The organism is Pseudomonas sp. (assembly GCF_035512415.1).
Lineage (GTDB): Bacteria > Pseudomonadota > Gammaproteobacteria > Pseudomonadales > Pseudomonadaceae > Aquipseudomonas.
In genome coordinates this window covers 1-26,176 of record NZ_DATKDZ010000039.1, presented here as the reverse complement: position 1 = coordinate 26,176, position 26,176 = coordinate 1, and the positions used below count along the sequence as shown (strand labels likewise).

At 61.7% G+C, this 26,176-nt stretch carries 27 protein-coding genes; 9 read left to right on the top strand and 18 right to left on the bottom strand.

Going from position 1 to position 26,176, the window contains the following annotated elements; genetic code table 11:
- Positions 1–14 precede the first annotated feature (14 nt).
- The 7 genes from VMP31_RS20250 to VMP31_RS20220 all read right to left on the bottom strand — a co-directional run bounded on the left by VMP31_RS20250 (position 15) and on the right by VMP31_RS20220 (position 6,061).
- Positions 15–878: an alpha/beta fold hydrolase gene (locus tag VMP31_RS20250; RefSeq protein WP_325509507.1), complete on the bottom strand. Its 864-nt coding sequence runs from the start codon at positions 876–878 to the stop codon at positions 15–17.
- Positions 875–1,684 (bottom strand): alpha/beta hydrolase, encoded by an 810-nt coding sequence (locus VMP31_RS20245; RefSeq protein ID WP_325509506.1) that lies wholly within the window; start codon positions 1,682–1,684, stop codon positions 875–877. The genes VMP31_RS20250 and VMP31_RS20245 overlap by 4 nt, the downstream gene beginning before the upstream one ends.
- 147 nt (positions 1,685–1,831) lie before the next feature.
- A complete protein-coding gene (locus VMP31_RS20240) occupies positions 1,832–2,278 on the bottom strand; it encodes a hotdog fold thioesterase (RefSeq protein WP_325509505.1) in 447 nt (148 codons plus the stop codon).
- Between the two features lie 55 nt (positions 2,279–2,333).
- Positions 2,334–3,959 carry an AMP-binding protein gene (locus tag VMP31_RS20235; protein WP_325509556.1) on the bottom strand — a complete coding sequence of 542 codons (1,626 nt, stop codon included), beginning with the start codon at positions 3,957–3,959 and terminating at the stop codon, positions 2,334–2,336.
- Between the two features lie 221 nt (positions 3,960–4,180).
- Positions 4,181–4,645: a phosphohistidine phosphatase SixA gene (gene sixA, locus VMP31_RS20230; protein WP_325509504.1), complete on the bottom strand. Its 465-nt coding sequence runs from the start codon at positions 4,643–4,645 to the stop codon at positions 4,181–4,183.
- A 10-nt stretch (positions 4,646–4,655) separates the two neighbouring features.
- Positions 4,656–5,003, bottom strand: a complete 348-nt coding sequence (locus VMP31_RS20225; RefSeq protein ID WP_325509503.1) for a DUF4389 domain-containing protein — start codon at positions 5,001–5,003, stop codon at positions 4,656–4,658.
- A gap of 35 nt (positions 5,004–5,038) precedes the next feature.
- Positions 5,039–6,061 carry an NAD(P)H-dependent glycerol-3-phosphate dehydrogenase gene (locus VMP31_RS20220; protein WP_325509502.1) on the bottom strand — a complete coding sequence of 341 codons (1,023 nt, stop codon included), beginning with the start codon at positions 6,059–6,061 and terminating at the stop codon, positions 5,039–5,041.
- A gap of 222 nt (positions 6,062–6,283) precedes the next feature.
- On the opposite strand from VMP31_RS20220, the gene VMP31_RS20215 reads away from it, so the two are divergent.
- From VMP31_RS20215 to fabB, 3 genes are all read left to right on the top strand, one after another.
- On the top strand, positions 6,284–8,230 hold the full coding sequence (locus VMP31_RS20215; RefSeq protein ID WP_325509501.1) for an ATP-binding protein: 1,947 nt from the start codon (positions 6,284–6,286) through the stop codon (positions 8,228–8,230).
- A 206-nt stretch (positions 8,231–8,436) separates the two neighbouring features.
- A complete protein-coding gene (fabA, locus tag VMP31_RS20210) occupies positions 8,437–8,952 on the top strand; it encodes a 3-hydroxyacyl-[acyl-carrier-protein] dehydratase FabA (RefSeq protein WP_296126063.1) in 516 nt (171 codons plus the stop codon).
- A gap of 11 nt (positions 8,953–8,963) precedes the next feature.
- Positions 8,964–10,184: a beta-ketoacyl-ACP synthase I gene (fabB, locus tag VMP31_RS20205; protein WP_325509500.1), complete on the top strand. Its 1,221-nt coding sequence runs from the start codon at positions 8,964–8,966 to the stop codon at positions 10,182–10,184.
- Positions 10,185–10,250: 66 nt separating this feature from the next.
- On the opposite strand, the gene VMP31_RS20200 is transcribed toward fabB, so the two are convergent.
- The 3 genes from VMP31_RS20200 to VMP31_RS20190 all read right to left on the bottom strand — a co-directional run bounded on the left by VMP31_RS20200 (position 10,251) and on the right by VMP31_RS20190 (position 13,584).
- Positions 10,251–11,876 (bottom strand): methyl-accepting chemotaxis protein, encoded by a 1,626-nt coding sequence (locus VMP31_RS20200; RefSeq protein WP_325509499.1) that lies wholly within the window; start codon positions 11,874–11,876, stop codon positions 10,251–10,253.
- Positions 11,877–12,060: 184 nt separating this feature from the next.
- Positions 12,061–12,525, bottom strand: coding sequence for a DUF3859 domain-containing protein (locus VMP31_RS20195; protein WP_325509498.1), 465 nt, complete (start codon positions 12,523–12,525; stop codon positions 12,061–12,063).
- Between the two features lie 63 nt (positions 12,526–12,588).
- Complete coding sequence (locus VMP31_RS20190) at positions 12,589–13,584, bottom strand: amidohydrolase family protein (RefSeq protein WP_325509497.1); 996 nt, start codon at positions 13,582–13,584, stop codon at positions 12,589–12,591.
- Positions 13,585–13,723: 139 nt separating this feature from the next.
- Here VMP31_RS20190 and VMP31_RS20185 point away from each other — a divergent pair, with 139 nt between their 5' ends.
- The 5 genes from VMP31_RS20185 (at position 13,724) to VMP31_RS20165 (ending at position 17,278) form a co-directional block, all read left to right on the top strand.
- Positions 13,724–14,122, top strand: coding sequence for an OsmC family protein (locus VMP31_RS20185; protein WP_325509496.1), 399 nt, complete (start codon positions 13,724–13,726; stop codon positions 14,120–14,122).
- Entirely contained in the window at positions 14,122–14,982 is an 861-nt protein-coding gene (locus VMP31_RS20180) for a pirin family protein (RefSeq protein ID WP_325509495.1), read from the top strand. Before VMP31_RS20185 ends, VMP31_RS20180 begins: the two co-directional genes overlap by 1 nt.
- Before the next feature lie 90 nt (positions 14,983–15,072).
- Positions 15,073–15,621 carry a sigma-70 family RNA polymerase sigma factor gene (locus VMP31_RS20175; protein ID WP_325509494.1) on the top strand — a complete coding sequence of 183 codons (549 nt, stop codon included), beginning with the start codon at positions 15,073–15,075 and terminating at the stop codon, positions 15,619–15,621.
- Complete coding sequence (locus VMP31_RS20170; protein ID WP_325509493.1) at positions 15,618–16,331, top strand: anti-sigma factor; 714 nt, start codon at positions 15,618–15,620, stop codon at positions 16,329–16,331. The genes VMP31_RS20175 and VMP31_RS20170 overlap by 4 nt, the downstream gene beginning before the upstream one ends.
- Before the next feature lie 155 nt (positions 16,332–16,486).
- A complete protein-coding gene (locus VMP31_RS20165) occupies positions 16,487–17,278 on the top strand; it encodes a DUF4394 domain-containing protein (protein WP_325509492.1) in 792 nt (263 codons plus the stop codon).
- A 182-nt stretch (positions 17,279–17,460) separates the two neighbouring features.
- On the opposite strand, the gene VMP31_RS20160 is transcribed toward VMP31_RS20165, so the two are convergent.
- The 5 genes from VMP31_RS20160 to VMP31_RS20140 form a co-directional block, all read right to left on the bottom strand.
- Entirely contained in the window at positions 17,461–18,243 is a 783-nt protein-coding gene (locus tag VMP31_RS20160; RefSeq protein WP_325509491.1) for a dienelactone hydrolase family protein, read from the bottom strand.
- Between the two features lie 104 nt (positions 18,244–18,347).
- Positions 18,348–20,258: a molecular chaperone HtpG gene (gene htpG / locus VMP31_RS20155; RefSeq protein ID WP_325509490.1), complete on the bottom strand. Its 1,911-nt coding sequence runs from the start codon at positions 20,256–20,258 to the stop codon at positions 18,348–18,350.
- Positions 20,259–20,352: 94 nt separating this feature from the next.
- Positions 20,353–21,603: an MFS transporter gene (locus VMP31_RS20150; protein ID WP_325509489.1), complete on the bottom strand. Its 1,251-nt coding sequence runs from the start codon at positions 21,601–21,603 to the stop codon at positions 20,353–20,355.
- 49 nt (positions 21,604–21,652) lie between these two features.
- Positions 21,653–22,099 carry a PaaI family thioesterase gene (locus tag VMP31_RS20145; protein WP_325509488.1) on the bottom strand — a complete coding sequence of 149 codons (447 nt, stop codon included), beginning with the start codon at positions 22,097–22,099 and terminating at the stop codon, positions 21,653–21,655.
- Positions 22,096–22,572 (bottom strand): PaaI family thioesterase, encoded by a 477-nt coding sequence (locus VMP31_RS20140; protein ID WP_325509487.1) that lies wholly within the window; start codon positions 22,570–22,572, stop codon positions 22,096–22,098. Before VMP31_RS20140 ends, VMP31_RS20145 begins: the two co-directional genes overlap by 4 nt.
- A gap of 182 nt (positions 22,573–22,754) precedes the next feature.
- Between VMP31_RS20140 and VMP31_RS20135 the strand changes: the two genes are divergently transcribed.
- Positions 22,755–22,955: a hypothetical protein gene (locus VMP31_RS20135; protein WP_325509486.1), complete on the top strand. Its 201-nt coding sequence runs from the start codon at positions 22,755–22,757 to the stop codon at positions 22,953–22,955.
- 184 nt (positions 22,956–23,139) lie between these two features.
- Here the strand turns inward: VMP31_RS20135 and VMP31_RS20130 are convergent, their stop codons facing one another.
- The 3 genes from VMP31_RS20130 to brnQ all read right to left on the bottom strand — a co-directional run bounded on the left by VMP31_RS20130 (position 23,140) and on the right by brnQ (position 25,688).
- Positions 23,140–23,532 (bottom strand): MAPEG family protein, encoded by a 393-nt coding sequence (locus tag VMP31_RS20130; protein ID WP_325509485.1) that lies wholly within the window; start codon positions 23,530–23,532, stop codon positions 23,140–23,142.
- Positions 23,529–24,263: a DUF599 domain-containing protein gene (locus VMP31_RS20125; protein WP_325509484.1), complete on the bottom strand. Its 735-nt coding sequence runs from the start codon at positions 24,261–24,263 to the stop codon at positions 23,529–23,531. Before VMP31_RS20125 ends, VMP31_RS20130 begins: the two co-directional genes overlap by 4 nt.
- 111 nt (positions 24,264–24,374) lie before the next feature.
- Positions 24,375–25,688: a branched-chain amino acid transport system II carrier protein gene (gene brnQ / locus VMP31_RS20120; RefSeq protein ID WP_325509483.1), complete on the bottom strand. Its 1,314-nt coding sequence runs from the start codon at positions 25,686–25,688 to the stop codon at positions 24,375–24,377.
- Positions 25,689–26,176 lie beyond the last annotated feature (488 nt).

Below are 26,176 nucleotides of genomic sequence, written 5' to 3'. Positions count from 1 at the left end.
TTGCCTTGGCTAAGTCAAGGCACGCCCAGGAAAGCTTTGAAACAGTCTGCGACCAGCTCGGCCCCGGCTTCGTCGTCCAGATGCAGGTGATGGCCGCCGGGCAGCGTCGCGACCTCCATCGGCAAACCCTCGAGCAGCGCGGCGATACTCGGCTGAGCATGCAGCATGCCCTGCTCGGCCATCACCAGTTTGACCGGACACTGCAGGGCCTGGACGAAGGCCTCAGCGTGGGCGCGGGTCAGGCGCAACGGCGATGGCAGGGTCAGCCGGCTGTCGGTGCGCCAGGTGTAGCCACCGGGCACCGGCATCAGGCCGCGCTGGGCCAACAGCTCGGCGGCCTCACGACTCACGGCACCGACCCCGCGCATGCGCGCCTGCACGGCGCGGTCGAACTCGGCATACACCGGCTTGCTCTTGCCGGCCAGCGCCAGGTGCGCGCGCAGCGCCTCGCCGAGCTTCTGCGGAGCGGTGTCGGGCTCTCCGGTGTAGGGCATCAGGCCGTCGATCAGGGCCAGACGTTCGACCCGTTCAGGCATGGCCCCGGCCAGCAGCACCGAGACAATCGCGCCCATGGAATGGCCGAGCAGGGAAAAACGCTGCCAACCGAACTGTTCGGCCACTTGCAGCACGTCATGGGTGTAATCCCAGATGGCGTAACTGCCCCCTGGCGGACGGTGATCGGAATGGCCATGGCCGGCAAAATCCAGGGCGACGATGCGCAGCCCCGGCAGTTTCGGGGCCAGACGGGCGAAGCTGGCGGCGTTATCCAGCCAGCCATGCAGGGCAATCACCGGCACCCCATTCTCGGGACCGTAGAGATGGGCCGCCAGCTCGGTATGCGGCAGGCTTAGCCGCACTTCTTCAAAGTTCAGGCTCATGCGCGGTGCTCGCTGGTGTGGTGCCCGGCCCAGCGCCGGAACAGCTGTTTGAGCAGTTCTGCAGTGTCCTGGGGACGCTCCAGAGGAAACATATGGCCGCCCGGCAGGGTCAGGTATTCGCCTTGCGGCACCCGCCGCACCAGATGAGCATGGTGCGGCAACACCACCCGGCTATGCCGGCCACGGACCACGGCCAGCGGCACCGCCAATTGCTGCGGCCGCCCGGGGGTGGTGTGCGGCACGCTGCGGTAGATGCTGATCTCGGTGGCCGGATCGAAGCGCAGGCGCAGGTTATTGCCCGACGCCTGCAAGCCATGCTGCACATAGGCTTCCAGGCACTCGGGGTCGAAACGACGGAACAGGCCCTTGGCGGCGAAATAAACGCGCGCCTCGGCCAGGTCGAGAAACTCCTCGCGCCGCCCCAGGGTGCGCCCGGCCGGGGTGATGCGGTCGATAAAGCCGAAGCGCTTGGCGGCGCGAATCACCAGGCGGTCGGCCAGGGTCAGCACCGGCGAATCGAGCATCACCACGCCGCGGTACAGCTCCGGGCGTTTGAGCGCGGCGTGGTAATGCAACACCCCACCCAGGGAATGGCCCACGCCCCAGACCGGCTGCGGGCTCTGCTCAAGGTGATGGATCAATTCATCGACCAGGTTGCCCCAGTTGTCGTTCACCGGAAAACGCGGGTCATGGCCATGCTGCGCCAGGTGCTGCACCTGGTAATCAGGAGCCAAGGCGTTGAACAGCTTGCCGTAGGTAGCCGAAGGGAAGCCGTTGGCATGGGCGAAGAACACGGACTGGGTCATGGCGCTGGCTTAGTAAGAGAAGGTCTTGAGGATTGTCCGGCAGGCACCGCCACACAGCAATGACAAAACGGCCAGTGAATGGCGGCACTATGGCCAAAACTGATGGGAGGCCCGCCAGCCTGGGTAGCGCTGGCGGCTTTGCTTCATTTAGCGTTGCGCTGGGCCCTTCTCGCCTAGCGGCACTATGGCCATGGTCAGGCGCGAGATACAGCTGGGTTTGCCGTCCTCGCCGCTCAGGCGGATATCCCAGACATGGGTGGTGCGGCCCAGGTGCACTGCCCGCGCCACCGCCGTCACCCGGCCGCTGCGCAAGCCGCGCAGGTGATTGGCGTTCACCTCCAGGCCGACGCAGTAGAACCTGCTGCTGTCGATGCACAGGTAGCTGGCGGTGGAGCCAAGGGTTTCTGCCAGTACCACCGATGCGCCGCCATGCAGCAGACCATATGGTTGATGGGTGCGCGGATCGACCACCATGCTGGCGCTGATGGATTCGTCATCGAAGGACTCGAAACGGATATCCAGCTGTTCGCCAATGGTGTTTTTCAGGGTTTCGTTGAGCTGCTTGAGATCGGGGGGTTGCTGCCACAGGGCCATGGTTATCCAGCTCCTTGGTGGGGATAGGGCCGGCCAGGCAGGCCGGCAGGTTTATTCAGTCGTGCCAGAGTACCGCCTCGCTGCGCTCGGTCCACTCGGCGAAACACTCGCCATAGGTACCCTCGACAACGGCGCGCTTGATCTTCAGGGTTGGCGTGAGAAAACCGTTGTCCACCGCCCACACCTCCTTGACCAGAACCAGACTTTGCAGGCGTTCGTGTTTGTCCAGGCGTTGGTTGACCTCGGCAAGCAGGGTTTTCAGGCTGTTCTCCAGCTCGCCCCGGGCCTCGCCGCGGGCCACCTCGGAGAGCACGCAGAGCGCCATGGGCTGCGCCATACCATCGCCCACCACGCAGACCTGTTCGATCCGCGAATGCTCGGCCAGGCGGTTCTCGATGGGGGCCGGAGCGACATACTTGCCCTTGCTAGTCTTGAAGATTTCCTTGATTCGCCCGGTCAGGCGCAGGTTGCCTTCGGCGTCCTGCTCGCCCTTGTCGCCCGTGCGCAGAAAGCCATCGGTGGTGATGGTTTCCGCGGTTTTCTCCGGGTCCTTGTAATAACCCTGCATGGTCGCGCCGCTGCGCACCTGGACCTCGCCATCCTCGGCGATGCGCACCTCCACGCCAGGGCTGTTCTGGCCGATCCAGCCCTGCTTGAACTTGCCCGGCCGGCACACATGGGAGTAACCGCAGTTCTCGGTCATACCGTAGACCTCAAGCACATCCAGCCCCAGGCGCTTGTACCAGTTGAGCAGCGCCTCGGGCACCGGCGCCGCGCCGGACAGGGCATAGCGCACCGCATCCAGGCCCAGGCCGACCAGCACCTTCTTGCCAACGATACGGCCGATGATCGGCAGCTTGAGCAGGAAATCCAGCTTCTCGGCCGGCATCTTGCTGTAGACGCCCATCTGGAACTTGGTCCAGATCCGCGGCACGCCGAAGATCACCGTTGGCCGGGCGCGCTTGAGGTCCTCAAGGAAGGTCTCCAGGCTTTCGGCGAAGAAGATGGTTTGCCCCGAATAGATCGATGCCAGCTCGACAAACATGCGCTCGGCCACATGACACAGCGGCAGGTAGGACAGCACCCGGTCATTCTCACCAACACCAAACAGCTCGGTGGCGTGGCTGGCGGCAAAACCGAAGTTGCTGAAATGATGCATCACGCCCTTGGGCGTGCCGGTGGTGCCTGAGGTGTAGATGATGGTGGCCAGCTGCTCGGCGGCTGGCCTGGGGTCGTCCTGAATCGGCGTGCAGGCCTGTAGGTCATCCCAGGTAAAGCTGAACTCGCCCTGTGGCCGCAACGGCAGACCAATGGTGGGTACATCCTGCGGCACGCCGGGAGCCATGGCTGGCCAGTCGTCCAGCTTGCCGACGAACACCAGTGCCGCCTCGGAATGACGCAGCACCTGATTGACGGAGTCGGCGGTGAGGTTTGGGTAGAGCGGCACCGAGACATGCCCGGCCATCCAGATCGCCAGATCGCTGATGATCCAGTGTGCGCAGTTCTTGGAAATGATCGCCACGCGGCTGCCCTGGGGCAGTTCCCGGCTACGCAGCCAGTTGGCGGCACGGCGGGCCTGCTCGCCGACCTCGGCCCAGCTCAGTTCCTGCAGCTGACCACCCGGCAGCGGCTGGACCATATAGCGTTTACGCGGATGTCGTGCCTCACGCTGGTAAAACATCTCCAGCGGCAAACGTATTGTTTCAGCCACAGGGTGCCCTCCTTTGTTATTTTTGTGGAGCCAACCAAGCAATTGCTTGGTCGGACTATTCCACGCACAAAGGCGAGCCGCAAGAGGAGAAATGTTTCGGTGTGTAGTGGCGCGTCTGGGTGAAAGTGCGGCGAGTCTGCCGGGGAAAATGATGTTGCCGCAAAGGCGTGCACGCCGTTCGCGGCATGCCTTTAGCCGTGCTGCGGGTGCAACAAGGCCAGCAGGTCCATCAAGCCGGCAGCCAGCTCTTCGCCTTCCAGTTCGGCCAGGCTGGCGGTTTGCATGGGCAAGGGTTGCTGGCGATGGCCGTGGATCAATAGCCCGCCCAGCGCCCCCACCAGGGGCTGGTGGGTGACCAGCAACAGCTCTTCCACCGGGTAGCCATCGAGCTGCAGCAGGACCTGGCGCAGATCGCTTTCCGGCACCAGCCAGGGCACGGTCTGCAGCTGGCCGCTAAAGCCCAGGGTCTCGACGACCAGGGCCGCAGTCTGCTGCGCCCGCACATAGGGGCTGACCAGGATGGTCCGCAGTGGCCGCCCCTGCAGCTGCACGGCGGCCTGGCGCACTTGCTGGCAGCCGCGCTCGGTCAGCCGCCGTTCGGCATCGCTACGCGCCGTCGGCTCGGCCTCACCATGACGCAATAACCAGAGCCTCACCAGCTTGCCCTCACAGCTTGGGTTCTTCGTCGCGCACCGGGTGCGCAGCCGCGGGAATGCTGTGCGGGGCTTCGCCCTGGGGTGCTTGCGGGGTTGGCCAATCGGCGAACGGCCAGGGCTTTTCATCGCTATTGAAGGTGCCGAAACGACCGATCTGCGCCAGATACTGGCTCAGGCTGTCACCAAAGCCGAGCAGGCCGCCATTCGGCGCGCCGTAGAACAGGCGGTAACCCAGTTGCAGCAGCACCACGGCACCCAGCAGCAGCTCCGCCAGTTGCCAGACGATGGTGAACAGCACCATCCAGAGAATGCGCAACAGGATGGATTCACGCTGCTGCTCTTGGTTGTTGTCACTCATGGCTATCTCCTTGAACGCGTCGGACAGGCAAATCGTTAAAAGCCAGTGGCAGGAATAAAGTCGACATCGGTTTTCGGGTCGCCACTCATCAGTGCGCCGATCACCTGATCCAGGGTGCGGCCCTCGAACAAAATGGCATGCAAACCGGCAACCAGCGGCATATACACCTCCAGCTCCTCAGCCTTGGCCTTGAGCACGCGCAGGGTATTGACCCCTTCCGCCACTTCGCCCAGGCGCTCCACCGCCTCCTCCAGACCGAGCCCTTCGCCCAGGGCGAAACCCACCTGATAGTTACGACTTTTCGCTGACGAACAGGTGACAATCAGGTCGCCGACCCCGGCCAGGCCGAGAAAGGTCATGGGGTTGGCCCCCAGCTTGACTGCAAAGCGGGTCATTTCCGCCAGGGCGCGGGTAATCAGCATGCTCTTGGTGTTCTCACCCATGCCCATGGCCGCAGCCATGCCAGCGATGATCGCGTAAACGTTCTTCAAGGCCCCACCCAACTCGACCCCGAAGCGGTCGCCGCTGGCGTAGACGCGGAAGGTGCGGCCATGCAGTGCAGCCTGGACTTGCTGGCAGAGGTCTTCGTCCTCGCTGGCGACTACCGAAGCAGTCAGCGCGTGCTCGGCCACTTCCCGCGCCAGATTGGGTCCGGAGAGCACGCCAATGCGCGCTTGCGGGGCGATATCCTCGAGGATCTGGCTCATCAGCAGAAAACTCTGCGCCTCGATGCCCTTGGTGGTGCTGACTAGCAGCTTGCCGCCGAGGTGCTCGGCCACCGGCTGCAGGGCCTGGCGCAGGGCGCTGGAGGGCAGCGCCACAAAGATCAGCTGACAGGCCTGCAGGGTGGCGGCCAGATCGGTTACCGGCTGCACACCTGGGTGGACCTTTATGCCCTTGAGGTAACGAGGGTTTTCACCGGTCAGGCGAATCGCCTGGGCCTGCTGTGGATCGCGCATCCAGTGCAGTACACGCTGGCCATTTTCGCCCAGCAGGTTTGCAATCGCAGTGCCGAAGCTACCGCCGCCGAGTACGGCGATGGGGTGCTGATCAGTCATAAGGCATCCGTGTTAGGCCATTCAAAGTGGCGAGTCGTTCGCATTATACGGAGGTGCGAGGCAGCGACCAGTGTTTCGCAGCCGCGCAGACGCTGGCAAAGGCCTCTGGCTCGGTTAACATGCTGCATTTAAACGCTGACAAGGTTGTTGCGTGATCTACAGTACCCAAGCGCCTGATCATAGTTTTAGCTCGCACGGTCAGAGGTTACACGGAGGTACCCCATGAAGCTGCGCCGTGGCTGGGATATTCATACCCGCACGCAACTGATCAGCGTCGGCCCTGCCCTGCTGCTGACCCTGCTGTTGACCGGGTTTTTCACCTTTGCCCGTCTGCAGGATCTGCGCCATGAGCTCAATCACAACGGCCAGCTAATCGCCAGCCAACTGGCCCCGGCGAGCAAGTACGGGGTGATTTCCGGCAATCTGCAGGTGCTCGAATCACTGCTGCAAGCCACCTTGAAAACCCCTCACGTGCGTTTTCTCGAAGTGCGCGATCACACCGGCAATATCCTGGTGTATGTCGAGCAGGCACCGGGCAGTGGCCAGGCCAGTTCCCAAGTGGAAATTTTCCAGGCCCCGATCCGCCTGCAACGCGCCGAACTCAATAGCGCCGCATTCTATGAACAGCGCAACGACTTGGATGCACCCCGCGCCGACTACCTCGGTCACGTGGTGGTCGGCATGTCCAATGACGCCTTCAATACCCGCCAACAGGAAATCCTGTTCAAGGCCACCTTGTTGGCCTTTCTCGCCCTGATCCTCACCTTTCTCCTCGCCCGCCGCCTGGCCCGCCACCTGTCGCAACCACTGAGCGCCATGGGCGAAGCCGTCAGCGCCATTCAGGCGGGCAACTACCAGACCACTCTGCCGGAAGTGGGCGACGGCGAGTTGAGTGCCCTGGCCCGCCATATCAACAACCTGGCCAACGGCCTGGCCCGCGCCAGCACCGAGCAGCAGCGGGCCATGGCCCTGCTGATTCAGGCCCGCGAACAATCCGAGTTGGCCAACCGCGCCAAGTCGGACTTTCTGGCCATGATGAGCCATGAGCTGCGCACCCCGATGAACGGGGTATTGGGCATGTTGCAGCTGCTGGAAACCACCGAGCTGAGCAAGGAGCAGGAGGAGTATGCGGCCCTGGCCACTGAGTCCACCGAGCATCTGCTGAAGGTCATCAACGACATTCTCGACTTCTCCCGTATCGAACGCGGAGCCCTGGAACTGGAGCGCATCCCGTTCAACTTGCCGGAGCTGCTGCAGAGTTCGATCCAGGTGTTCCAGCACAGCGCCCATCAGCGCGGCCTGCAGCTGCATCTGGAGACCCAGAGCGGCCTGGAGCAGCTGGAGGTGCAAGGCGACCCGACGCGGATCCGGCAGATCCTGGTCAACCTGATCGGCAACGCGCTGAAGTTCACCGAATCCGGCAGCATCCGCGTGGAAACCCACTGGCAGGCCCTGGACAACCAGGTGCTGTGGTTCAGCTGCGCGGTGCACGACAGCGGCATCGGTATTTCCCCGGAACGCCTGGAACAGATGTTCGACGCCTTCCAGCAGGCCGACACATCTATTTCAAGACGTTACGGCGGTACCGGCCTCGGTCTGCCCATCGCCCGCACCCTCGCCGAGCGCATGGGCGGCACCCTGCGGGCCCACAGCCAGGAGGGCCAGGGCTCGGTATTCACCCTGGAAGTGCCACTGCCCTTCTCCCAGCAACCGCGCCAGGTGCCGCGCGATCCACCCCCGAATGCAGCCCAGGGCCAGGGGCAGGAGGTGCTGCTGGTCGAAGACAACCCGGTCAACCAGACCGTGATCGAGGCCATGCTGCGCAGCCTCGGCTATCAGGTTCAGCTGGTCGCCGACGGAGCCCAGGCCGTACACCGCGCCAGCCAGCAGGACTTTGCCGGCATTCTGATGGATTGCCGCCTGCCGATCATGGACGGCTACGAAGCCACCCGGCAGATCCGCCGGCTGCCGGGCGGCGCGGCAGTCCCGATTATCGCCCTGACCGCCAACGCCCTGCAGGGCGACCGCGAAATCTGCCTGGAAGCGGGGATGAACGACTACTTGGCCAAACCCTTTAAACGCACTGACCTGCAGCGGGTGTTGCAGCGTTGGCTGGGCAGCCAAAAGGCCGTGCCACCACGACCTTCGGCGAGTGGCCTGGCGGAATAAAATGCGCCAGGCTTGATCTGCGCCGGGCTTTTGCGCAAGGTCTATGTGGCAAGATGCAATACTCAGAGCACAACTGTACTTAGCGCGCTGTGACTTTCACCACAACGCAACAGTCTATGACTAGGCTGCTGGAAGGCGCACTGCCTGCGCCACCAGCCAGGACGATTCGCCCAGCCCTGGCGCATGGGACATATTGAGGAGCTCGCATGACCAAACAAAACGCCTTCACCCGGGAAGACCTGTTGCGCTGCAGCCGCGGCGAACTGTTCGGCCCAGGTAATGCGCAACTGCCCGCGCCGAACATGCTGATGATCGACCGCATCACCCATATAAGTGACACCGGCGGCAAGTACGGCAAGGGCGAAATTGTCGCCGAGCTCGATATCACCCCGGACCTGTGGTTTTTCGCCTGCCATTTCGAAGGCGACCCGGTTATGCCCGGTTGCCTGGGCCTCGACGCCATGTGGCAGCTGGTAGGTTTCCACCTCGGCTGGCAGGGCAACCCCGGTCGCGGTCGCGCCCTCGGTTCCGGCGAAGTGAAGTTCTTTGGTCAGGTGCTGCCGACCGCCAAGAAAGTGACCTATAACATCCATATCAAACGCACCATCGCCCGTTCGCTGGTTCTGGCTATCGCCGACGGCAGCGTGAGTGTCGATGGCCGCGAAATCTACAGTGCCGAAGGCCTGCGTGTCGGCCTGTTCACTTCTACCGACAGCTTCTAAAGGACTCTCGCATGCGTCGCGTCGTAATTACCGGTCTGGGCATCGTTTCCTGCCTGGGCAATGACAAAGAAACCGTTTCCGCCAACCTGCGCGCTGGCCGTCCCGGTATCCGTTTCAATCCGGAATACGCCGAGATGGGCCTGCGTAGCCAGGTGTCCGGCTCCGTCGACCTCAACCTGGAAGAGCTGATCGACCGCAAGGTCTATCGCTTTATGGGCGATGCCGCGGCCTTCGCCTACCTGTCCATGGAACAGGCGATCAAGGATGCCAATCTGAGCGCGGAAGACATCTCCAACCCTCGTGTGGGTTTGATCGCAGGCTCCGGCGGCGCATCAACCTTCAACCAGATGGAGGCTATGGACATCTTGCGCGAGAAAGGCGTCAAGCGCGTCGGTCCGTACCGTGTACCGCGCACCATGGGCAGCACCGTATCCGCTTGCCTGGCCACGCCGTTCAAGATCAAGGGCGTCAACTACTCGATCTCCTCGGCCTGCGCCACCAGCGCTCACTGCATCGGCAGTGCCATGGAGCAGATCCAGCTGGGCAAGCAGGACATGGTCTTCGCCGGCGGCGGCGAAGAAGAGCACTGGAGCCAGAGCTTCCTGTTCGACGCCATGGGTGCCCTCTCCACCCAGTACAACGACACTCCGGAAAAGGCCTCTCGCGCCTACGACGCCAAGCGTGACGGTTTCGTTATCGCCGGCGGCGGCGGCATGGTGGTGGTCGAAGAGCTGGAACACGCCCTCAAGCGTGGCGCGAAGATCTATGCGGAAATCGTCGGCTACGGTGCAACCTCCGACGGCTACGACATGGTCGCGCCAAGCGGCGAAGGTGCGGTGCGCTGCATGCAGCTAGCCCTGGCCGGCGTCGACACGCCGATCGACTACCTGAACACCCACGGCACCTCGACCCCGGTCGGCGATGTCGCGGAAAGCCGTGCGGTACGTGAAGTGTTCGGTGCCAAGGCCCCGGCCATCAGCTCGACCAAGAGCCTCTCGGGCCACTCCCTGGGTGCCGCCGGCGTACAGGAAGCCATCTACTGCATGCTGATGATGGAAGGCAACTTTATCGCCGGCTCGGTCAACATCGACGAAGTCGACCCGGAAATGGCCGACCTGCCAATCCAGCGCAGCACCGTGGAGAACGCCAAGCTCGACACCGTGATGAGCAACAGCTTCGGCTTCGGCGGCACCAACGCCACCCTGGTCCTCAAGCGCTGGGCTGGCAAATAAGCCCAAGCCCTTTGTTTGCAGGATAAAAAAGGCCATCCCTCGGGATGGCCTTTTTGTTGTAGCTGATCAGACCGAGAAGCGCGCCACCAGCGCATTCAGATCCACCGCCAGGCGCGACAACTCCTGACTGGCTGCACTGGTCTGGTTCGCCCCGGCCGAAGACTGCATCGACAGATCACGGATATTCATCAGGTTACGGTCGACTTCGCGGGCCACCTGGGCCTGTTCCTCCGAAGCACTGGCAATCACCAGATTACGTTCGTTGATCTGCGAAATAGCGGCGGTAATCTCATCCAGCGCCAGCCCGGCAGCCTTGGCTACATCCAGAGTCGAACGCGCCCGGCTATTGCTGCTCTGCATGGCGTTGACGGCTTTGTCAGTGCCCTGCTGAATGCCGCTGATCATCTGTTCGATCTCACGGGTCGATTGCTGCGTGCGATGCGCCAGGGCGCGTACCTCATCGGCTACAACAGCAAAACCGCGGCCGGCATCACCGGCCCGCGCCGCTTCAATCGCCGCGTTCAGCGCCAGTAGATTAGTCTGCTCGGCAATCGAACGGATCACGTCCAGCACCTTGCTGATATCGCGCACCTGACCCGCCAGTTGCTCGACTTCGGAGGCGGTGTTGGTCACGTCATCAGCCAGATGGCTGATCGACTCCACGGTCTGGCGTACCTGTTCACGGCCATGTTGCGCCGTACGATTGGACTCGCTGGACGCCTCGGAGGTGCTGACGGCGTTACGCGCCACCTCTTCCACCGCGCTGGTCATCTGATTGACCGCCGTAGCGGCCTGCTCGATCTCGTTATTCTGCTGGTGCAAGCCGCGGGTCGAATCCTCGGTTACCGCGCTGAGCTCTTCCGAAGCGGAGGCCAACTGGCTGGAGGAGTCGGAAATATTCTGAATGGTACTGCGCAGGCTCTGCTGCATGCTTTTCAAGGCAGCCAACAACCGCGCCGGCTCATCGCTGCCCTGCACCTCGATTGACTGAGTCAGATTACCGCTCGCCACCACTTCGGCGACCCGCACCGCCTCGGTCAGCGGCGCGACGATACTGCGCGTCAGCAGCAGCGCCAGAATCACTGTCAGGACAAGCGCCACCGCTATCATCACGATCACCCACAAGCGTGCGCGGGCAAATACCTTATCCGCATGCTCAGCCGCTGCAGTGGCACCGTCCCGGTTAATGCTCAAGAGGCCGGCCAATGCCTTGGCCATGCTATCGGCGTGGCTGTTAAGCGGGCCATTAGCCACTGCCAGAGCCGCATCCAGGTCGTTCTGCCGCACCGCCTCGACGACCTTGCTTTGCTCCTGCAAATAACTGCCTTCCGCCTGTTTGAAACTGTCGTAAAGCGCCTTTTCTTCCGCGCTACTAATCAGCTTTTCATACTCGCCGTCCGCCTTGCTCAACACACGCTTGAGCTCTTCGACGCGGGCCAGGTTCTGCCGGGTTATGGCTTCATCGGTATTGAGCATCAAGCGCAAGGTCAGCTCGGACAACTGCAGAATGTCCTGATTTATCTCGCCCAGACTCAGAACGCCGGGCAGCCAGTGGTCATTCACCTGACCCGAGTCCTTGTTCATCTCCGCCATTTGCAGCAGCGAGAAACCGCCAAGTAGTAGCAGCAGCAGTGCAACCAGACCAAAGCCAAGGGACGCTCTGGGTGCAATGTTGAGGGTTCTTAAGGTCATCATGGTACTCCTTGACGATCTTCAGCGTTGTATCAACGCATATCGCCACCAAGCCCATTAGCACATTAAGAATTCAGCTAGTGCTAACTGAGCTAATAAAACTATAGACCCAAACCCACCCCTTGAACTTTTAAATAAAAAACCCGAGCTGAGCTCGGGTTTGCAGTCACGCCGGCAGGTAAGTTCAGCGCACGGTAAACCGCTGCTCAAGCAACTTGCGATCATCCTGAAACACCATAAAGTGCCACTCACCCGGCACCACTTCATGACGCTCGGTGAACTCGAAGGCCATAACGTCCTGGGCCGCTCCAGGCACCAGCTTCTGCACCACGACGAACTTGTCGTGGCGCGTGCCGGCGGGGCTGATCACACCTGGGGTCAGGTAGAGCAATGTCAGCGGTGCATCGCCTTCGGTCTTGCCGGCCAGGCTGTAACGCATGCCGAACTTGGTGCCGAGCTTGGCCGGAATTACCGCGCCGGGTTCGATCGGCTGATTGCTGCGGGTCAGCACCCGCTCGCCAGCCTGAAAGTCCTGATAGTCGCTGGCGAAAACGCCATATTCAATCGGTCCTTCGACCCGCACCTCGGCCTGGGACAGACCGCTTGCCAGCAGGCAGGCCGCCAGTGCAGTGAAAACGCTGTAGTGCATGGTTCGCTCCTCGTTATAGATGGCGCGAGCCTATGACACCGCTGTGACAGGAACATGACAGGCCTACTCGGCCAGTTGCTCCTGTATCCGGCGAGGCAATACCGCGAGGAAGTTATCCCGCGCAACCAGCTGCGCAACCGCGGCCGGCAAGGCATCGAGGAAGGGCCGATAGCCATCCATATAATCCTTCAGACCGTCAAAGCGCCCCACCACATCGGAGCCGAGCATAAAGCGCCCGGGATAGCGCTTGACCAGCTTCAGCCAGTCGTCATCGGGCTTGCCCTGCTTGTCCAGCAGATAGGGTCTGAGCATGCTCCAGGACAGGTCGATATAGAGGTTGGGGTATTGCTCGAGCAGGCGCTCCAGGGTCGGCAGAAGAAAGTCCAGGCGCTGCTGATGGCGATGGATCTCCAGGCTGGTCCCGGCGTGGGCCCAGATAAACCGCACATGCGGATGGTTGCGCAACGGGGCCTCGATTTCCTGCAGATAGAGCGGATTGCGTTCGCGTTTGGAGGTGATATTGGAGTGCAGCATCACCGGCAGATCGTATTCGGCGGCCAGGTGAAAGACCCTGGCCAGGGCTTCGTTATCAGCCCGTGGGGCGTCGCCGTGGATCAGCGCCGTAAGGTCATCGTGGCGAATGAAAATCTCGCCGATACCCTGCCAGAGCCCCGGGTCGAGTTCGAGCATGCGCCGGATATGCTCATCGGCATTCTTGTCGTTGGGGTTGAAGCCCGAAAGAAACGGATGGAAGCGCTTGCGCTGCGCCGCGGACAGCTGCTTGTAGGCATGGGCGATCAGCACATCGGTGGCGCTGTACCAGTAGGCCTTGGCATCATCACCGGCGTAGTAACGCGGGCGTTTTGGCTCGTTCTCGTCCCACTTCTTCGCCACCGGAATACCCGAAAGCATGACATGGTCGATATTGGCCTCGGTCATGTGTTTGAGCAGCTTCTCCATGCCGGCGCTTTCCTGGAAAAAATCGACATAGTGCAGATGCGCATCGCTGTAACGGTAATCCCGCGCCTGCACCAGACCGCTGCACAATGCGGCCAACAAACAAAAACTCAATCCTTTCAAAGCCAAGACCCGCTCAATACGTGAAGCCAATAGACTCACTACACTGGGCTCTAGTTCATCCATCAGGATGCTGACACTGGCCGCTGCGCCGTGCCCACATCCGACCCAAGGAGCTCAAATGATCAGCATCAGCAACGAAAAAGGCCTGCTGCAGCGCATCAGCATCGGCCCGCACACCCTGCACAGCGACGTTTCAGTGGAGCTGGGCGGAGAAGGTTCAGCGCCAGAACCCCATGACCTGTTTGACGCGGCGTTGGGCGCGTGCAAGGCGCTGACCCTGGCGCTGTATGCCAAGCAGCGTGGGATGCCGCTGGAAGGCCTCGACGTGAAGCTCAGCCGCGATGACAGCCAGGAGCGTCAAGGTATCTACCGTCTGGATGTTGAACTGACCCTGCACGGCGCGCTGGATGACGCGCAACGCCAGCAGCTGCTGCGCATCGCCGATAAATGCCCGATCCACAAGCTGATGACCAGCAGCGAGGTTCAGGTCAGTACCCAGCTAAGCGAGGGCGCGTAATGAGCGACTTTCTACTGATCCAGCCGCGCCCGGAAAACCTCGGCGGACAACCAATCCTGCGCCCCCTGCCCTCGGCCAAATGCCGCAGCGTCGGCCCGTTCGTGTTCTTCGACCATATTCTGGAAAACACCTACCCAGCCGGCAGCGGCATGAATATCAACCAGCACCCGCATATCGGCCTGTCCACCCTCACCTACCTGTTCAAGGGGCAATTACAGCACAGGGACAGCCTCGGCTCGAATCAACTGGTCAGCCCCGGCGAAGTCAGCTGGATGACCGCAGGCCGTGCCGTCGCGCATGTCGAGCGCACACCGCAGACTCTGTGGGAAAGTGGTTCGCACATGCATGGCCTGCAGGTCTGGCTGGCCATGCCCACCGCTGAGGAACAAGGCGAACCCAGCTACAGCCATCACCCGGCCAGCAGCCTGCCGCGCAGCACCAGCATGGGCGTGGACATCTGCCTGATTGCCGGCACCGGCTTCTGCCTGCAATCACCGGTACCGGTGCTGTCGCCCACTATCTATGCCGAGATCAAGCTGGCCGCAGGCAGCGCACTGCAGATTCCCGCCGAGCATGCCGAACGTGCGCTGTACCTGATCGACGGCGAAGCCACACTGGACGACCAGCAACTGCCGCTGCGGGGCCTGCTGGTGCTACCCGAAGGCGAAACCTACACCCTCAGCGCTTGCAGCGAGAGCCACCTGGTGTTGATCGGCGGTGCACCGATTGGCCCGCGGCGGATCAACTGGAACTTCGTTGCCAGCGACCCGGCGCTGATCGACCAGGCGCGCCAGCGCTGGGCCGCGCAGGACTGGCCAACCGTGCCGGGCGAGACCGAGCGAATCGAGCTGCCACGCTGACGGAGAAAATTTGTTGCACTCCCGAGACATCCAAAGCGCAGGTGCTCGGGTATAACCCTTGGCACGCTCACACTCTCAGGAACCCTGTGCATGGCGCAGCCGCTGTTTGATTACGAAAGCCACCTGGAAGCCTGCGCCCGGCAGGATGAACGGGCATTCCAGGCGCTCTACCAACAGGAGGCCGCACAAATGCTCGGGTTGGCCATCACCCTGCTCGGCCGCCGTGATCAGGCTGAGGACTGCGTGCACGATGCCTTTGTGCAGATATGGCGCAATGCTCAGCGCTTTCAGCGGGCGCTTGGCAGCGGCCGTGCGTGGATCTACAGCATCCTGCGCTACCGCGCGCTGAATCAGCTGCGCAGCCGTGGCCGTACGGTGGAGATGGATGACGACTTTATCGAACGCGCCGCCGACGACAGCCCGCAGGCCGCCGAACTGCTGGAGCAACAGGGCGAACAGCAGCAACTACGCCGTTGCCTGCAGAGTATCGAACGCAACCGCCGCCATCCGATCCTTCTAGCCTTCTACCGCGGTCTGACCCATGAACAAATCGCCAACCGCCTAACCACCCCGTTGGGCACCATCAAGGGCCGTATCCGCGCGGGTTTGCGCGCACTGCAGGAGTGTTTGCAAGCATGATTTCGCAGCAACCTGCCGAACGCCGCGCATTGATCGGCGAATACGTCCTGGGCCTGCTCGATGACGCCGAGGCCGCTGAGGTGCGCGAGCTGATCGAGCACGACAGCGAAGCCGCGCAAATGGCCCTGCAATGGCAGCAGCACTTGCTCGAACTGAGCGATCAGCTGCCGCCGCAAACACCCTCCGCGCAGTTATGGCAACGCCTGCAGGACAGCCTCGGCCTGACGCCAGCCGTCAGCCGGGTAAACAGCTGGCTGACCTGGTGGCAAAGCCTGACCACCTGGCGACTCACCAGCGCCGCGCTGGCGCTTGCCTTGATCGTCGCGCTAATGCCTAACCTCTGGCGCACTGACATAGCAGGGAGTAGCTACACCGTGGTGCTGCAAGCCCCGGGTGAAGCGGCCAAGCCCGGCTGGGTGGTGCATGTCGATGGCGAAGGCAGTTTGCGCCTGCAACCACTGCTGGAAGATCAGATCCCGGCCGACCGTTCGGTGCAGTTCTGGACATTGATCGATCCGGCCACCGGCCCGCGCTCACTGGGCCTGGTCGAACCGGGCAAGCCCCTGCAACTGTCTGCCGAACAAATTGGCACCGTGCAACCTGGCCAGCTGTTCGAACTGACCCTGGAACCGGCCGGCGGCTCGCCCAAGGATCGGCCAACCGGCAAGGTGTTGTATATCGGCCGCGCGGTTATGGCCTCGGCCAACTGACAGGGTTTAAGCACGCCGCCGAATTTATTTTCAGGCGGCGACATCCAAGCGCGCTCTCGTGGGTATAGCTATCAGGTGTTTCATCGAGGCACCTGCAAGGCGGGCCTTAGCCGGCCTTGCATCGATGCTGGATAACCACAGATGAGAGAACGCATATGAACAGCTTCAATACCCTGCTGACCGCTGCCGTTACCACTGCCACCCTTAGCCTTGCCGCCGGCACTGCCAGCGCAGCGACCCTACTGGCCCTGGGTGCCGACGGTCAGCTGTTCAAGATCGACAGCACCAGCCAGAAAGTCACTGCCACCATGTCTACCAACAGCCCAAGCCCGCTGCGCGGCATCGATGTGCGCCCAGCCAACGGCATACTCTACGCGCTGGGCAGCGACAATCAGCTCTACACCCTGGATCTCGCCACTGGTGCAGCCAGCAAGGTCGCCAGCCTGAACAAGCAGCTGCCGGGTAGCGGGCAGGCGGTCATCGACTTCAATCCGGTCGCCGACAAGCTGCGCATGCTCGCAGCCGACGGCACCAGCTTTCGTGTCAATGTCGAAACCGGTGAAGTCGTCGTCGATGGCAGCGTGGCCTACGCAGCAGAAGGTCCCTACGCCGGTAAAAGCGCCCAGGTAGTAGCGGGTGCCTACAACAACGCCTATGCAGGCACCCAGGCTACCGCGCTGTATAACGTCGACCTGGCCAGCAGCAGCCTGATGCTGCAAAACCCGCCGAACGATGGCATTCAGCAAGCCGTGGGCAAGATCGTTGATGGTCTGCAGAACGCGGCCCTGGATATCGCCAGCGACGGCAAAGGCGGCAACACCGCCTACCTCCTGACGGGCACCACGCTGCATACCCTGGATCTGGCCACCGGCAAGCCGACCACCCTGGGTGAGGTTGCAGGTCTGCCGGGCAATATCATTGATATAGCCGTGCTGCCAGGCATGTAGAACCTATATCGAGTCTGCTGTGCGTCGGCGATACGGCGTTAAAAATGGCCTCGGAATGCTCATTTACAGCTCGTAAACTCCGCTTCCTCGGCCATTTTTGCCTTGTCTCGCTCTAGCTCGCGAGACTCGAAACAGGTTCTAAGCAAGGATGCGGGAAGGCCCCTGGCCCTCCCGCTCACGGCTTATTTGGCGAAGGTTTCCGCAAACAGATCATCCATGGCCTTGAAAGCACGCGCTGCCACCACCGGGTGGTACTCATTGCGTCCCGGCACATTGGCCACCGGGCTGGTGAAGGAATGCACCGCACCGCCGTAGCTGACTAACTGCCAATCGGCTTTGGCGGCTTTCATTTCCGCAATAAAGCCATCGACCTGCTCCTGTGGCACTGCCGGGTCGTCCGCGCCATGCAGCACCAAAACCGGAGCCTTGATGTTCTGCGCGTCATTCGGATTAGGCGTATCCAGGTTGCCGTGGAATGACACAAAGCCTTTCAGATCGGCACCGGAGCGAGCCAGTTCCAGCACCGCACCACCACCGAAGCAGAAACCAATCGCCCCCAGCTTGCTGACATCCAGTGCCACCTGCGCAGTTTGCGCTTTGAGCACCTTCACGGCAGCTTGCGCACGTTTGCGCATCAGCGGTCGGTCACTGCGCACCAGGGTCGCAGCGGCCTTGGCTTCATCGGCATTGCTCGGGCGCACGGCCTTGCCGTACATATCGGCCATAAACACCACGTATTTATCGCCAGCAGCGCGGGCGGCTTTCTTCGCTGAATCCTCGGTAACGCCCAGCCAGTTGGGCACCATCAGCAGGCCTGGACGCGGCGTAGTCACCGCATCGTCGTAGATCAACAGGCCTTCGAAGGCTTCACCGTCGATGTCATAAGGCACCGGTTTAACCACCACGGCAGCTTCGGCGACACCAACCAGACCGGCCAGCGCCAAGGGTAAAAGTGATTTTTTCATCGCCCCGAATCCCTCTTGAATAAGTAGTGCTCAACAGTAGCCTCTGTACGCGCCGCGCCAAGAAAAAAGCCCGCTTTCGCGGGCTTAATTCTTTACGGCAGGTGTCAGGCAGACAGCTCGACCAGCAGCTTGTTCAGACGCTGCACGTAAGCAGCCGGATCTTTCAGATTATCCCCGGCGGCCAGGGCAGCCTGGTCGAAGAGGATATGGCTGAGGTCGGCGAAACGATCTTCGTCAGCCTCGCCATCGAGCTTCTCGATCAGCGGGTGGCTTGGGTTGAATTCGAAGATCGGCTTGGAGTCCGGCACCTTCTGCCCGCTGGCTTCGAGGATCTGGCGCATCTGCAAGCCCAGGTCCTGCTCACCAATGGCCAGGATCGCCGGCGAGTCGGTCAGACGGTGCGAAACGCGCACTTCGGCAACCTGCTCACCCAGCGCGGTTTTCAGACGCTCGACCAGGCCTTCTTTGGCCTTAGCGACTTCTTCCTGGGCCTTCTTGTCTTCTTCCGAATCCAGCTTGCCGAGATCAAGATCACCACGGGCCACGTCGACGAAATGCTTGCCGTCGAACTCGGTCAGGTAGCTCATCAGCCACTCGTCGATACGGTCGGTGAGCAGCAGCACTTCGATGCCTTTCTTGCGGAACACTTCCAGGTGCGGGCTGTTCTTCACCTGGGCGTAGGATTCGCCGGTGAGGTAGTAAACCTTGTCCTGGCCTTCGGTCATGCGCGCGATGTACTCGCCCAGGCCGACGCTCTGCTCGCCATCTTCGCTGCGGGTGGAGGCAAAGCGCAGCAGGCCGGCGATCTTCTCCTTGTTGGCGAAGTCTTCCGCCGGGCCTTCCTTGAGTACCTGGCCAAAGTTCTTCCAGAAGCTCTTGTAGTGCTCAGGCTCGTTCTTCGCCAGCTTCTCCAGCATATCCAGCACGCGCTTGGTCAGCGCCGACTTCATCGAATCGATGATCGGATCTTTCTGCAGAATTTCGCGGGAGACGTTCAGCGACAGGTCGTTGGAATCGACCACGCCCTTGATAAAGCGCAGGTACAGCGGCAGGAACGACTCGGCTTGATCCATGACGAACACACGCTGCACATAGAGCTTCAGGCCGCGCGGCGCTTCACGCTGATACAGGTCAAACGGTGCACGCGCCGGGGTGTAGAGCAGCGAGGTGTATTCCAGCTTGCCTTCAACCTTGTTGTGGCTCCAGCTCAGCGGGTTCTCGAAATCGTGACCGATGTGCTTGTAGAACTCCTGGTATTCCTCGTCCTTGATCTCGGTACGCGGACGGGTCCACAGGGCGCTGGCGCGGTTAACGGTTTCCCACTCGCTCTCCACCTTGACGTCGGCCGGCTTGTCTTCACCCTGCTGCTCTTTCGGCAATTCGATCGGCAAGGCGATATGGTCGGAGTACTTCTTGATGATATTGCGCAGACGCCAGCCATCGGCGAACTCGTCTTCGGCCGCTTTCAGGTGCAGCACGATACGCGTGCCGCGCTCGGCCTTCTCAACGGTGGCAACTTCAAACTCGCCCTCGCCCTTGCTCGACCAGTGCACGCCTTCGCTAGCCGGGCTACCGGCACGGCGGCTGAACACGTCAACCTTGTCGGCGACGATAAAGGCTGAGTAGAAGCCCACGCCGAACTGGCCGATCAGGTGCGAATCCTTCTTCTGGTCACCGGTCAGGTGCTGCATAAAGTCGGCGGTGCCGGACTTGGCGATGGTGCCCAGGTGGGTGATCGCGTCTTCACGGCTCATGCCGATGCCGTTGTCTTCGAGGGTAACGGTCTTGGCGTCCTTGTCGAAGCTGACGCGGATCTTCAGCTCAGCGCCGCCTTCGAGCAGCTCAGGCTTGGCCAGCGCTTCGAAACGCAGTTTGTCGGTGGCATCCGAGGCGTTGGAAATCAGCTCGCGAAGGAAGATTTCCTTGTTCGAATACAGCGAATGGATCATCAGGTGCAGCAGCTGCTTCACCTCGGTCTGGAAGCCCAGGGTTTCTTTTTGAGTTTCCACACTCATGCTCTCTTACTCCACTTGGTTGACATAAGCCGCAGTGCGACGGATGTCCTACAGGTGGGGGCGTGCGCTGAAATTTCAAGGGCCGGGCTGGCGATCAGGGCTCGAGCAACTCGATACGCACCACTTCTTCGGGCCGCAGGCTGTAACTGACCTCGCCCTGCCCGCTCAGGCGCTGACGCAGCATGATCCGCCCGTCCTGGTCGACGCCCTGGAAGCGACCTTCGGCATTATTGCCGCGCTCGGTGGCCACCCGCATGCTCAGGTTGTGGTAACGGCTGGGGCTGCGCAGCAGTGCGTCCAGGCTAAAGCGAATGCGTCGGTCCAGCGGCCGGCTGACACGCTCGGGCGGCGCTTCGACAACTTCGCTGCGCACAGGTGTAGACGGGGCCGCGGTGGGCTCCGGCAAACTGGCGAAGCTATCACTTTCCACCGCCCAGCCACGGCTGAGGGACTTTTTCAGCACCATATCGACCCGCTGTTGCTGCCCCGCGATCAGGGCCTGCACCTGCAGTTCGAGGCGCTCGGCCGGGAAGCTCACCGCAGCCAGGGGTTGTAGCTGCACCTGGCGCGTAACGAAACGCCGCTGCAGGTAATCCTCGATCACATACTTCAGGGTATCGAGCGAATCGATCTGCCGGTTCACCCGGCCATCTTTGTAGCGCAACCCGTCGCTGAACAGCTCGACCTTGCCGCTCAGGCTGGTCTTGAACTGCGGCGGCAGGACCAGATGAAAATTGCCGGCCAGACGGTTGGGGGCCTGCGGCTGCAGATCGAGGTGCAGGGTGTAACCACGGCTCAAGCGCCGCGCCTCGGGGAGTTCCTGTTCCGGCAGCAGCCAGCTGATCTCGATCTCGGGCAGCACGCCTTCGTCGCCAGGCAGCACATCCAGGCGCAGCGGCCCCTTGACCGCTTGCGGCAAACGGATAAGCAGCTCGCTCTGGGCAAAGAAATCCTGACCTTCACGCAAGCTCAGGACGCCATCGATCAGCTCACCCTGCTGCGGGGCGAAAGGCCGGCCATAAAGCTCGCCATTCAGGGTGATGGCCAGTTCTGCAGGAGGCTGCTCCGCGGGCTTGAGCCATTGCAGGCTGAGGATGGCTTCCAGACGTTGCGAGTCCTGGCTGGCGAGCAGGGTCATGCCGACGATCAGGGGAATAAAGCCCAGGCCGGCCAGGGTCAGCGGCGCGCGAGCAAAGCGCCAGTGGCGCAGCACATAGAACAGCGTCAGGGGTGGCAGCAGACTGCCCCAGCCCCACAACAGGCTGGTGGCAAACGCACGCATCACCAGCCAGACCAGGCCGACGAGAATCAGCAGCAAGCCACCCAGAATCAGCAGCGCATCCATCTAGTATTCCTTGTCTACGAGCCGCACTGTATCCAGCGTCTGCCGCTGCTCAAGGCTCATCGACCTTGAAGTGGGCGCGGGCAGTCGCGATGGGCTCGGTTTGATTGGTTTGCCAGGCCGTGATCGCCACGTTGGCGACACGCCGGCCCTGACGCCACACCTGGCATTGGGCGAAGGTGTCACGATAATGACCGACGCGCAGGTAATCTATCGAGAAGTCGATGATTTTCGGCAAATGTGGGATGCCCATAAACATCAGCAGGTGGAGCATCGCCGAATGCTCCATAAAACCGGCGATCACCCCGCCATGCAGCGCCGGCAAGGTCGGGTTGCCGATATTGTCCTGGCTGGCGGGCAGGCGGAAGACCATATCGTCGCCCAGGCGCAGGCACTCGATACCCAGCAGCTTGGCATAGGGAATCAGGCTGATCAGCGAGTCGTAGTTGTTCTGCTCGTGGGCTTCGCGCACCAGCTGGTTGAGCTTGGGGCTGCTCATACACCACCGCCTTGAATCGCATGCTTGACCTGACCACCGCTCTGCACGGCCTTGCCCATACGCATAAAGGTCCCCACCACATGGGCAATGGGTTGCTCCGGGTCATCCTGATAGGCATAGCCGCGGGTAAAGATGATATTGGGCGTAACCCGGTAGCATTCGGCGAAACCAAATACATCCTTGTTCGGCTCGGCCGGGTGCATATAGTCGATGCGCAGATCCAGGGTCGGGCAGATCTCGAACTCGGGCAGCACGCAGACCGTGGAGATACCGCAGGTGGTGTCCATCAAGGTGGTGATGGCCCCGCCATGGATCACCCCGGTTTCCGGGTTGCCGATAATCTGCGTGCTATAGGGCAGACGCAGGATCAGGCCCTGCGCGTCGGCGCTGTGCACACTCAGGCCAAGCACCTGGCAGTGGCGCAGAGCCGAGAGAAAGCGCTGCGCGCGCTCAAACATGGGGGAATCATTCATAACGTCAAACCTGGGACCCGCGTACAGAGGGCACGCATGATAGCGCCTCGTCGTAACCGGGGCACGGCCCACTTATGCCGATTAGCGAACATTGGCGGGGAACTTCGTCGAATTGCCGTGGCTCAAACGGCCATGACCGGTGCAACCCGGAAATGACGAACATTCACAAGGAGTACTAAACCGTGCAAAAACCATTTACCTATGCCCTGCTGCTCGCCGCCACCCTGGCCCTCGCTGCCTGCGAAAAGACCCCGGAAGAAAAAATGGAATCGGCCAAGGAGTCCGCAGCTGACGCCGTCGAATCCATGGGCGAGGCCACTGAGGACAAAACCAACCAAATTCTGGGTAACGAACCGACCACCGGCGACAACGCAGCCGATTGATACAGCTGATGCCATCGGCGAAGACGCCAAAAACGCGGTAGACGGCCAGTAAGCACCCGAGCCATACAGCACGGCACCATTCGGGAGCTGACTGGGTGTCGACGCGCAAGCCATAAAAAATGCCGTTCACTTCTCTGCAGTGAACGGCATTTTTGCGACGCATACGCTGTTGCTGATCGTGCCCTTACAGAACCGGCACCAACATCAACAACAGGCTGCACAGCAGCCCCACCACCCAGACCAGGCTGCGCTGCCAGTGCATATCGGCCCAGTAGAACCCCAGGTACAGCACCCGGGCAACGACGAAGGTCACGGCCAGCACATCCACCAGCACACCATGATTGTTGGTGACATGGGTCATCAGCACACCCACGGCAAACAGCGGGAAGGCCTCGAAGCTGTTCAGGTGGGCCGCCAACGCGCGCGCGCCGAAGCCGGTGAGACGCCCCTGCTGAGCCCGCGGATGATGATTGTCGTAATGCCCTCCGCCTTCCTTGGCCATGGCCTTGGCCACCGGTGCTTTGGCAACAAAGATCAGGATGGCACTGATAAAGATGCACCAGAACGGCAGACTCATTCGCTTTTCTCCTTGGGCGATTCAAACGCCGGGGTCTGGGTGTAGACCATCACTTCCAGTACATCGGAGTGAAACTCGCGGCGGTACAACACTATCACTACGCCGGTGCTGACCAACATGAAAAACCAGGGATTGATAAACCAGGCAAGGGTCGCCATACCGAAGTAATAGGCACGCAAGCCCTGGTTGAACTGGTTGGCCGCCATGGAGATCACCCGCGCGGTGCGTTCGGCAAAGGCCTTGCGCTCCTGCTCGGTGACATGCCGCTCGCCGATCATAGGCGCAGAGCCCACCAGCACGGCGGCGAAGTTGTACTGGCGCATGCACCAGCTGAAGGTAAAGAAGGCATAGACGAATACCACGCCCAGACACAGCAGCTTGACCTCGGACATCTCGCGGCTGGCGGCCTGGACAAAAGGCAAGTCGGCCAGCAAGGACACGGCGCGATCCGAGGCCCCCAGCACGGTGAGGATACCGGCGAGGATGATCAGGGTGCTGGAGGCGAAGAACGAGGCGTTGCGCTCCAGATTGCCGATCACGTTGGCATCGGCGATACGGTTGTCGCGCAGCAGCATGCGGCGCATCCAGTCCTCGCGGTACAGGTGCAGCACGCTGGCCAGACACGGCGTGGTGCGTCCCTTGGCCTGGGCATAACGGGTGTAGCCCGCCCAGCAGATCACAAACCAGAGAACAGCAAGCAGATGCGGCAGGTAATAGTCACTGATCGGCATGGGAGCTCCTTGATTGCCAGCGCCGATTATAGCCAGGCCAGTCTTTCAACTGGCCAACAAAAAAGGCCGCTGGAGCAAACCAGCGGCCTTTAGTGGTTACAGGCTGAGCAATCAGGCGGTGACAGCGACCGTTCGGCCCAGCAAGCGGTCGCAGGCCGCAGCCAGAACCAGGGTGACCAGCACCGGCAGCAGCCAACCCAGGCTCTGGTCGGCCAGCGGCAACTGACTAAAGAACCCAGGCACCCACTGCGCCCAGCCCGCCGCAGCCACGCCGTCGGCCAGGCCAAAGACCAGGGCCACCACCATCACCGGGCGGAATACCCGCGCCGACGAGAGCCAGAAGCCATCGAGCAGGCTCAGGGCGACCAGGACAATGGCCAGGGGATAGAGCCCCACCAGCACGGGAATCGAGAAACTGATCAGTTGCGTCAGGCCCTGGTTGGCGACCAGCAGGCTGAACAGCCCCAGCGCAATCACCACGGTGCGGTAGGACAGCGGCAGCAGCTTGCTGAAAAACTCGCCGCAGGCCGTCAGCAAGCCCACCGCGGTGGTCAGGCAGGCCAGGGTGATCACCACCGCCAGCAGCAGGCTGCCGGCCGTGCCGAAGGTGTGCTGCACATAGGCGGTAAGGATCTGCACGCCATTCTGCGCTTCGCCAGCAATGCCCTGGCTGGTCGCGCCAAGGTAGAACAGCGCCAGATACACCAGCGACAAACCAACGGCGGCGATCAGGCCGGCAATCACCGAGTAGCGGGTGATCAACTTGCCATCGGTCACGCCATGGTCGCGGATCGCGGTAGCAATCACGATGCCGAACACCAGGGCACCAAGGGTATCCATGGTCAGGTAGCCCTGCAGAAAGCCCTGCACGAAAGGCGCGGCCTGATAGTCCGCGGCAACCGGGCCAATCTCCCCGGCCGGCAGCAACAGGGCTGCAGCCCCCAGTACCAGCAGCGCGGCGAGCAAAACCGGGGTGATGTACTTGCCGATGCGGTCCACCAGTTGCCCTGGGTTGAGGGCCAGAAACAGTACGGCGGCGAAATAGGCCAGGGTGTAGATCAACAGCGGCGTCGCCTGATTACCGGTAAAGGGGGCAATGCCCATCTCGAACGAAACCACGGCAGTACGCGGGGTGGCGAACAGCGGGCCGATGGCCAGGTACACCGCCACCGCGAACAGCGTTCCGGCGCGCCTGCCCAGTGGCGCGGTAAGCAGCGCCATGCCGCCACCAACCCGGGCCAGCGCCACGATGGTGAGCAAGGGCAAACCGACACCGGTGAGCAGAAAGCCCAGGGCTGCCAGGCCAATATTTTCGCCAGCAGCCATACCGGCGCTGGGCGGGAAGATGATGTTGCCTGCACCGAGGAACAGGGCAAAGGTCATAAAGCCAAGGGCCAGGAGATCCGAGCCTTTCAAACGATTCATAGAGGGGAATACCACAGGCAGAAAGTTATGAGTTCCGAGGGTTTCCCGAAGGATCGGGGGAAACGTCACCCAGCCGGTTGGGCTGAGCCACTGTTGCGCCGCAAGCCACTTGTGACGGCCCAGACGCGAATAGTTGCAAGCCTAACTAATTTGCCGTTTTAACGGCACTGACGCCGGTCAAGCTGTCGAACTGGCGTAAACCGCTGTCGCATCGGCAACACTTCTTGCGCCTAAGGGCTCAGCGCTAGCAAACGCCAAACACCCGGTGCGGGTGGTGCGCACGGCGCACCCTACAGGCGATCTCGCACTCAAGAGCGGTGCCTGGCCGCACAGGTTTTATAACGCTTATCGGCATAGGGGACGGCCTTCACAGGCCGCTCCCCTGCCACACCACCCGGCATGCGGGTCCGCACCGGGCGGTTCGAGAGATTGAGGTTATGAGAGACGCACTAATCCCAGCCTGTCGAACCACGCAATATTAAGCACGC

Coding starts and splice junctions, on each gene's coding strand:
- VMP31_RS20200 (WP_325509499.1), bottom strand. CDS start 11,876: ATGACCTTAAGAACCCTCAACATTGCACCCAGAGCGTCCCTTGGCTTT.
- VMP31_RS20245 (WP_325509506.1), bottom strand. CDS start 1,684: ATGACCCAGTCCGTGTTCTTCGCCCATGCCAACGGCTTCCCTTCGGCT.
- fabB (WP_325509500.1), top strand. CDS start 8,964: ATGCGTCGCGTCGTAATTACCGGTCTGGGCATCGTTTCCTGCCTGGGC.
- VMP31_RS20250 (WP_325509507.1), bottom strand. CDS start 878: ATGAGCCTGAACTTTGAAGAAGTGCGGCTAAGCCTGCCGCATACCGAG.
- fabA (WP_296126063.1), top strand. CDS start 8,437: ATGACCAAACAAAACGCCTTCACCCGGGAAGACCTGTTGCGCTGCAGC.
- VMP31_RS20150 (WP_325509489.1), bottom strand. CDS start 21,603: ATGGATGCGCTGCTGATTCTGGGTGGCTTGCTGCTGATTCTCGTCGGC.
- VMP31_RS20125 (WP_325509484.1), bottom strand. CDS start 24,263: ATGCCGATCAGTGACTATTACCTGCCGCATCTGCTTGCTGTTCTCTGG.
- VMP31_RS20225 (WP_325509503.1), bottom strand. CDS start 5,003: ATGAGTGACAACAACCAAGAGCAGCAGCGTGAATCCATCCTGTTGCGC.
- VMP31_RS20165 (WP_325509492.1), top strand. CDS start 16,487: ATGAACAGCTTCAATACCCTGCTGACCGCTGCCGTTACCACTGCCACC.
- VMP31_RS20170 (WP_325509493.1), top strand. CDS start 15,618: ATGATTTCGCAGCAACCTGCCGAACGCCGCGCATTGATCGGCGAATAC.
- VMP31_RS20140 (WP_325509487.1), bottom strand. CDS start 22,572: ATGAATGATTCCCCCATGTTTGAGCGCGCGCAGCGCTTTCTCTCGGCT.
- VMP31_RS20175 (WP_325509494.1), top strand. CDS start 15,073: ATGGCGCAGCCGCTGTTTGATTACGAAAGCCACCTGGAAGCCTGCGCC.
- VMP31_RS20215 (WP_325509501.1), top strand. CDS start 6,284: ATGAAGCTGCGCCGTGGCTGGGATATTCATACCCGCACGCAACTGATC.
- VMP31_RS20185 (WP_325509496.1), top strand. CDS start 13,724: ATGATCAGCATCAGCAACGAAAAAGGCCTGCTGCAGCGCATCAGCATC.
- htpG (WP_325509490.1), bottom strand. CDS start 20,258: ATGAGTGTGGAAACTCAAAAAGAAACCCTGGGCTTCCAGACCGAGGTG.
- VMP31_RS20240 (WP_325509505.1), bottom strand. CDS start 2,278: ATGGCCCTGTGGCAGCAACCCCCCGATCTCAAGCAGCTCAACGAAACC.
- VMP31_RS20160 (WP_325509491.1), bottom strand. CDS start 18,243: ATGAAAAAATCACTTTTACCCTTGGCGCTGGCCGGTCTGGTTGGTGTC.
- VMP31_RS20195 (WP_325509498.1), bottom strand. CDS start 12,525: ATGCACTACAGCGTTTTCACTGCACTGGCGGCCTGCCTGCTGGCAAGC.
- VMP31_RS20220 (WP_325509502.1), bottom strand. CDS start 6,061: ATGACTGATCAGCACCCCATCGCCGTACTCGGCGGCGGTAGCTTCGGC.
- VMP31_RS20180 (WP_325509495.1), top strand. CDS start 14,122: ATGAGCGACTTTCTACTGATCCAGCCGCGCCCGGAAAACCTCGGCGGA.
- VMP31_RS20130 (WP_325509485.1), bottom strand. CDS start 23,532: ATGAGTCTGCCGTTCTGGTGCATCTTTATCAGTGCCATCCTGATCTTT.
- VMP31_RS20235 (WP_325509556.1), bottom strand. CDS start 3,959: ATGTTTTACCAGCGTGAGGCACGACATCCGCGTAAACGCTATATGGTC.
- VMP31_RS20145 (WP_325509488.1), bottom strand. CDS start 22,099: ATGAGCAGCCCCAAGCTCAACCAGCTGGTGCGCGAAGCCCACGAGCAG.
- brnQ (WP_325509483.1), bottom strand. CDS start 25,688: ATGAATCGTTTGAAAGGCTCGGATCTCCTGGCCCTTGGCTTTATGACC.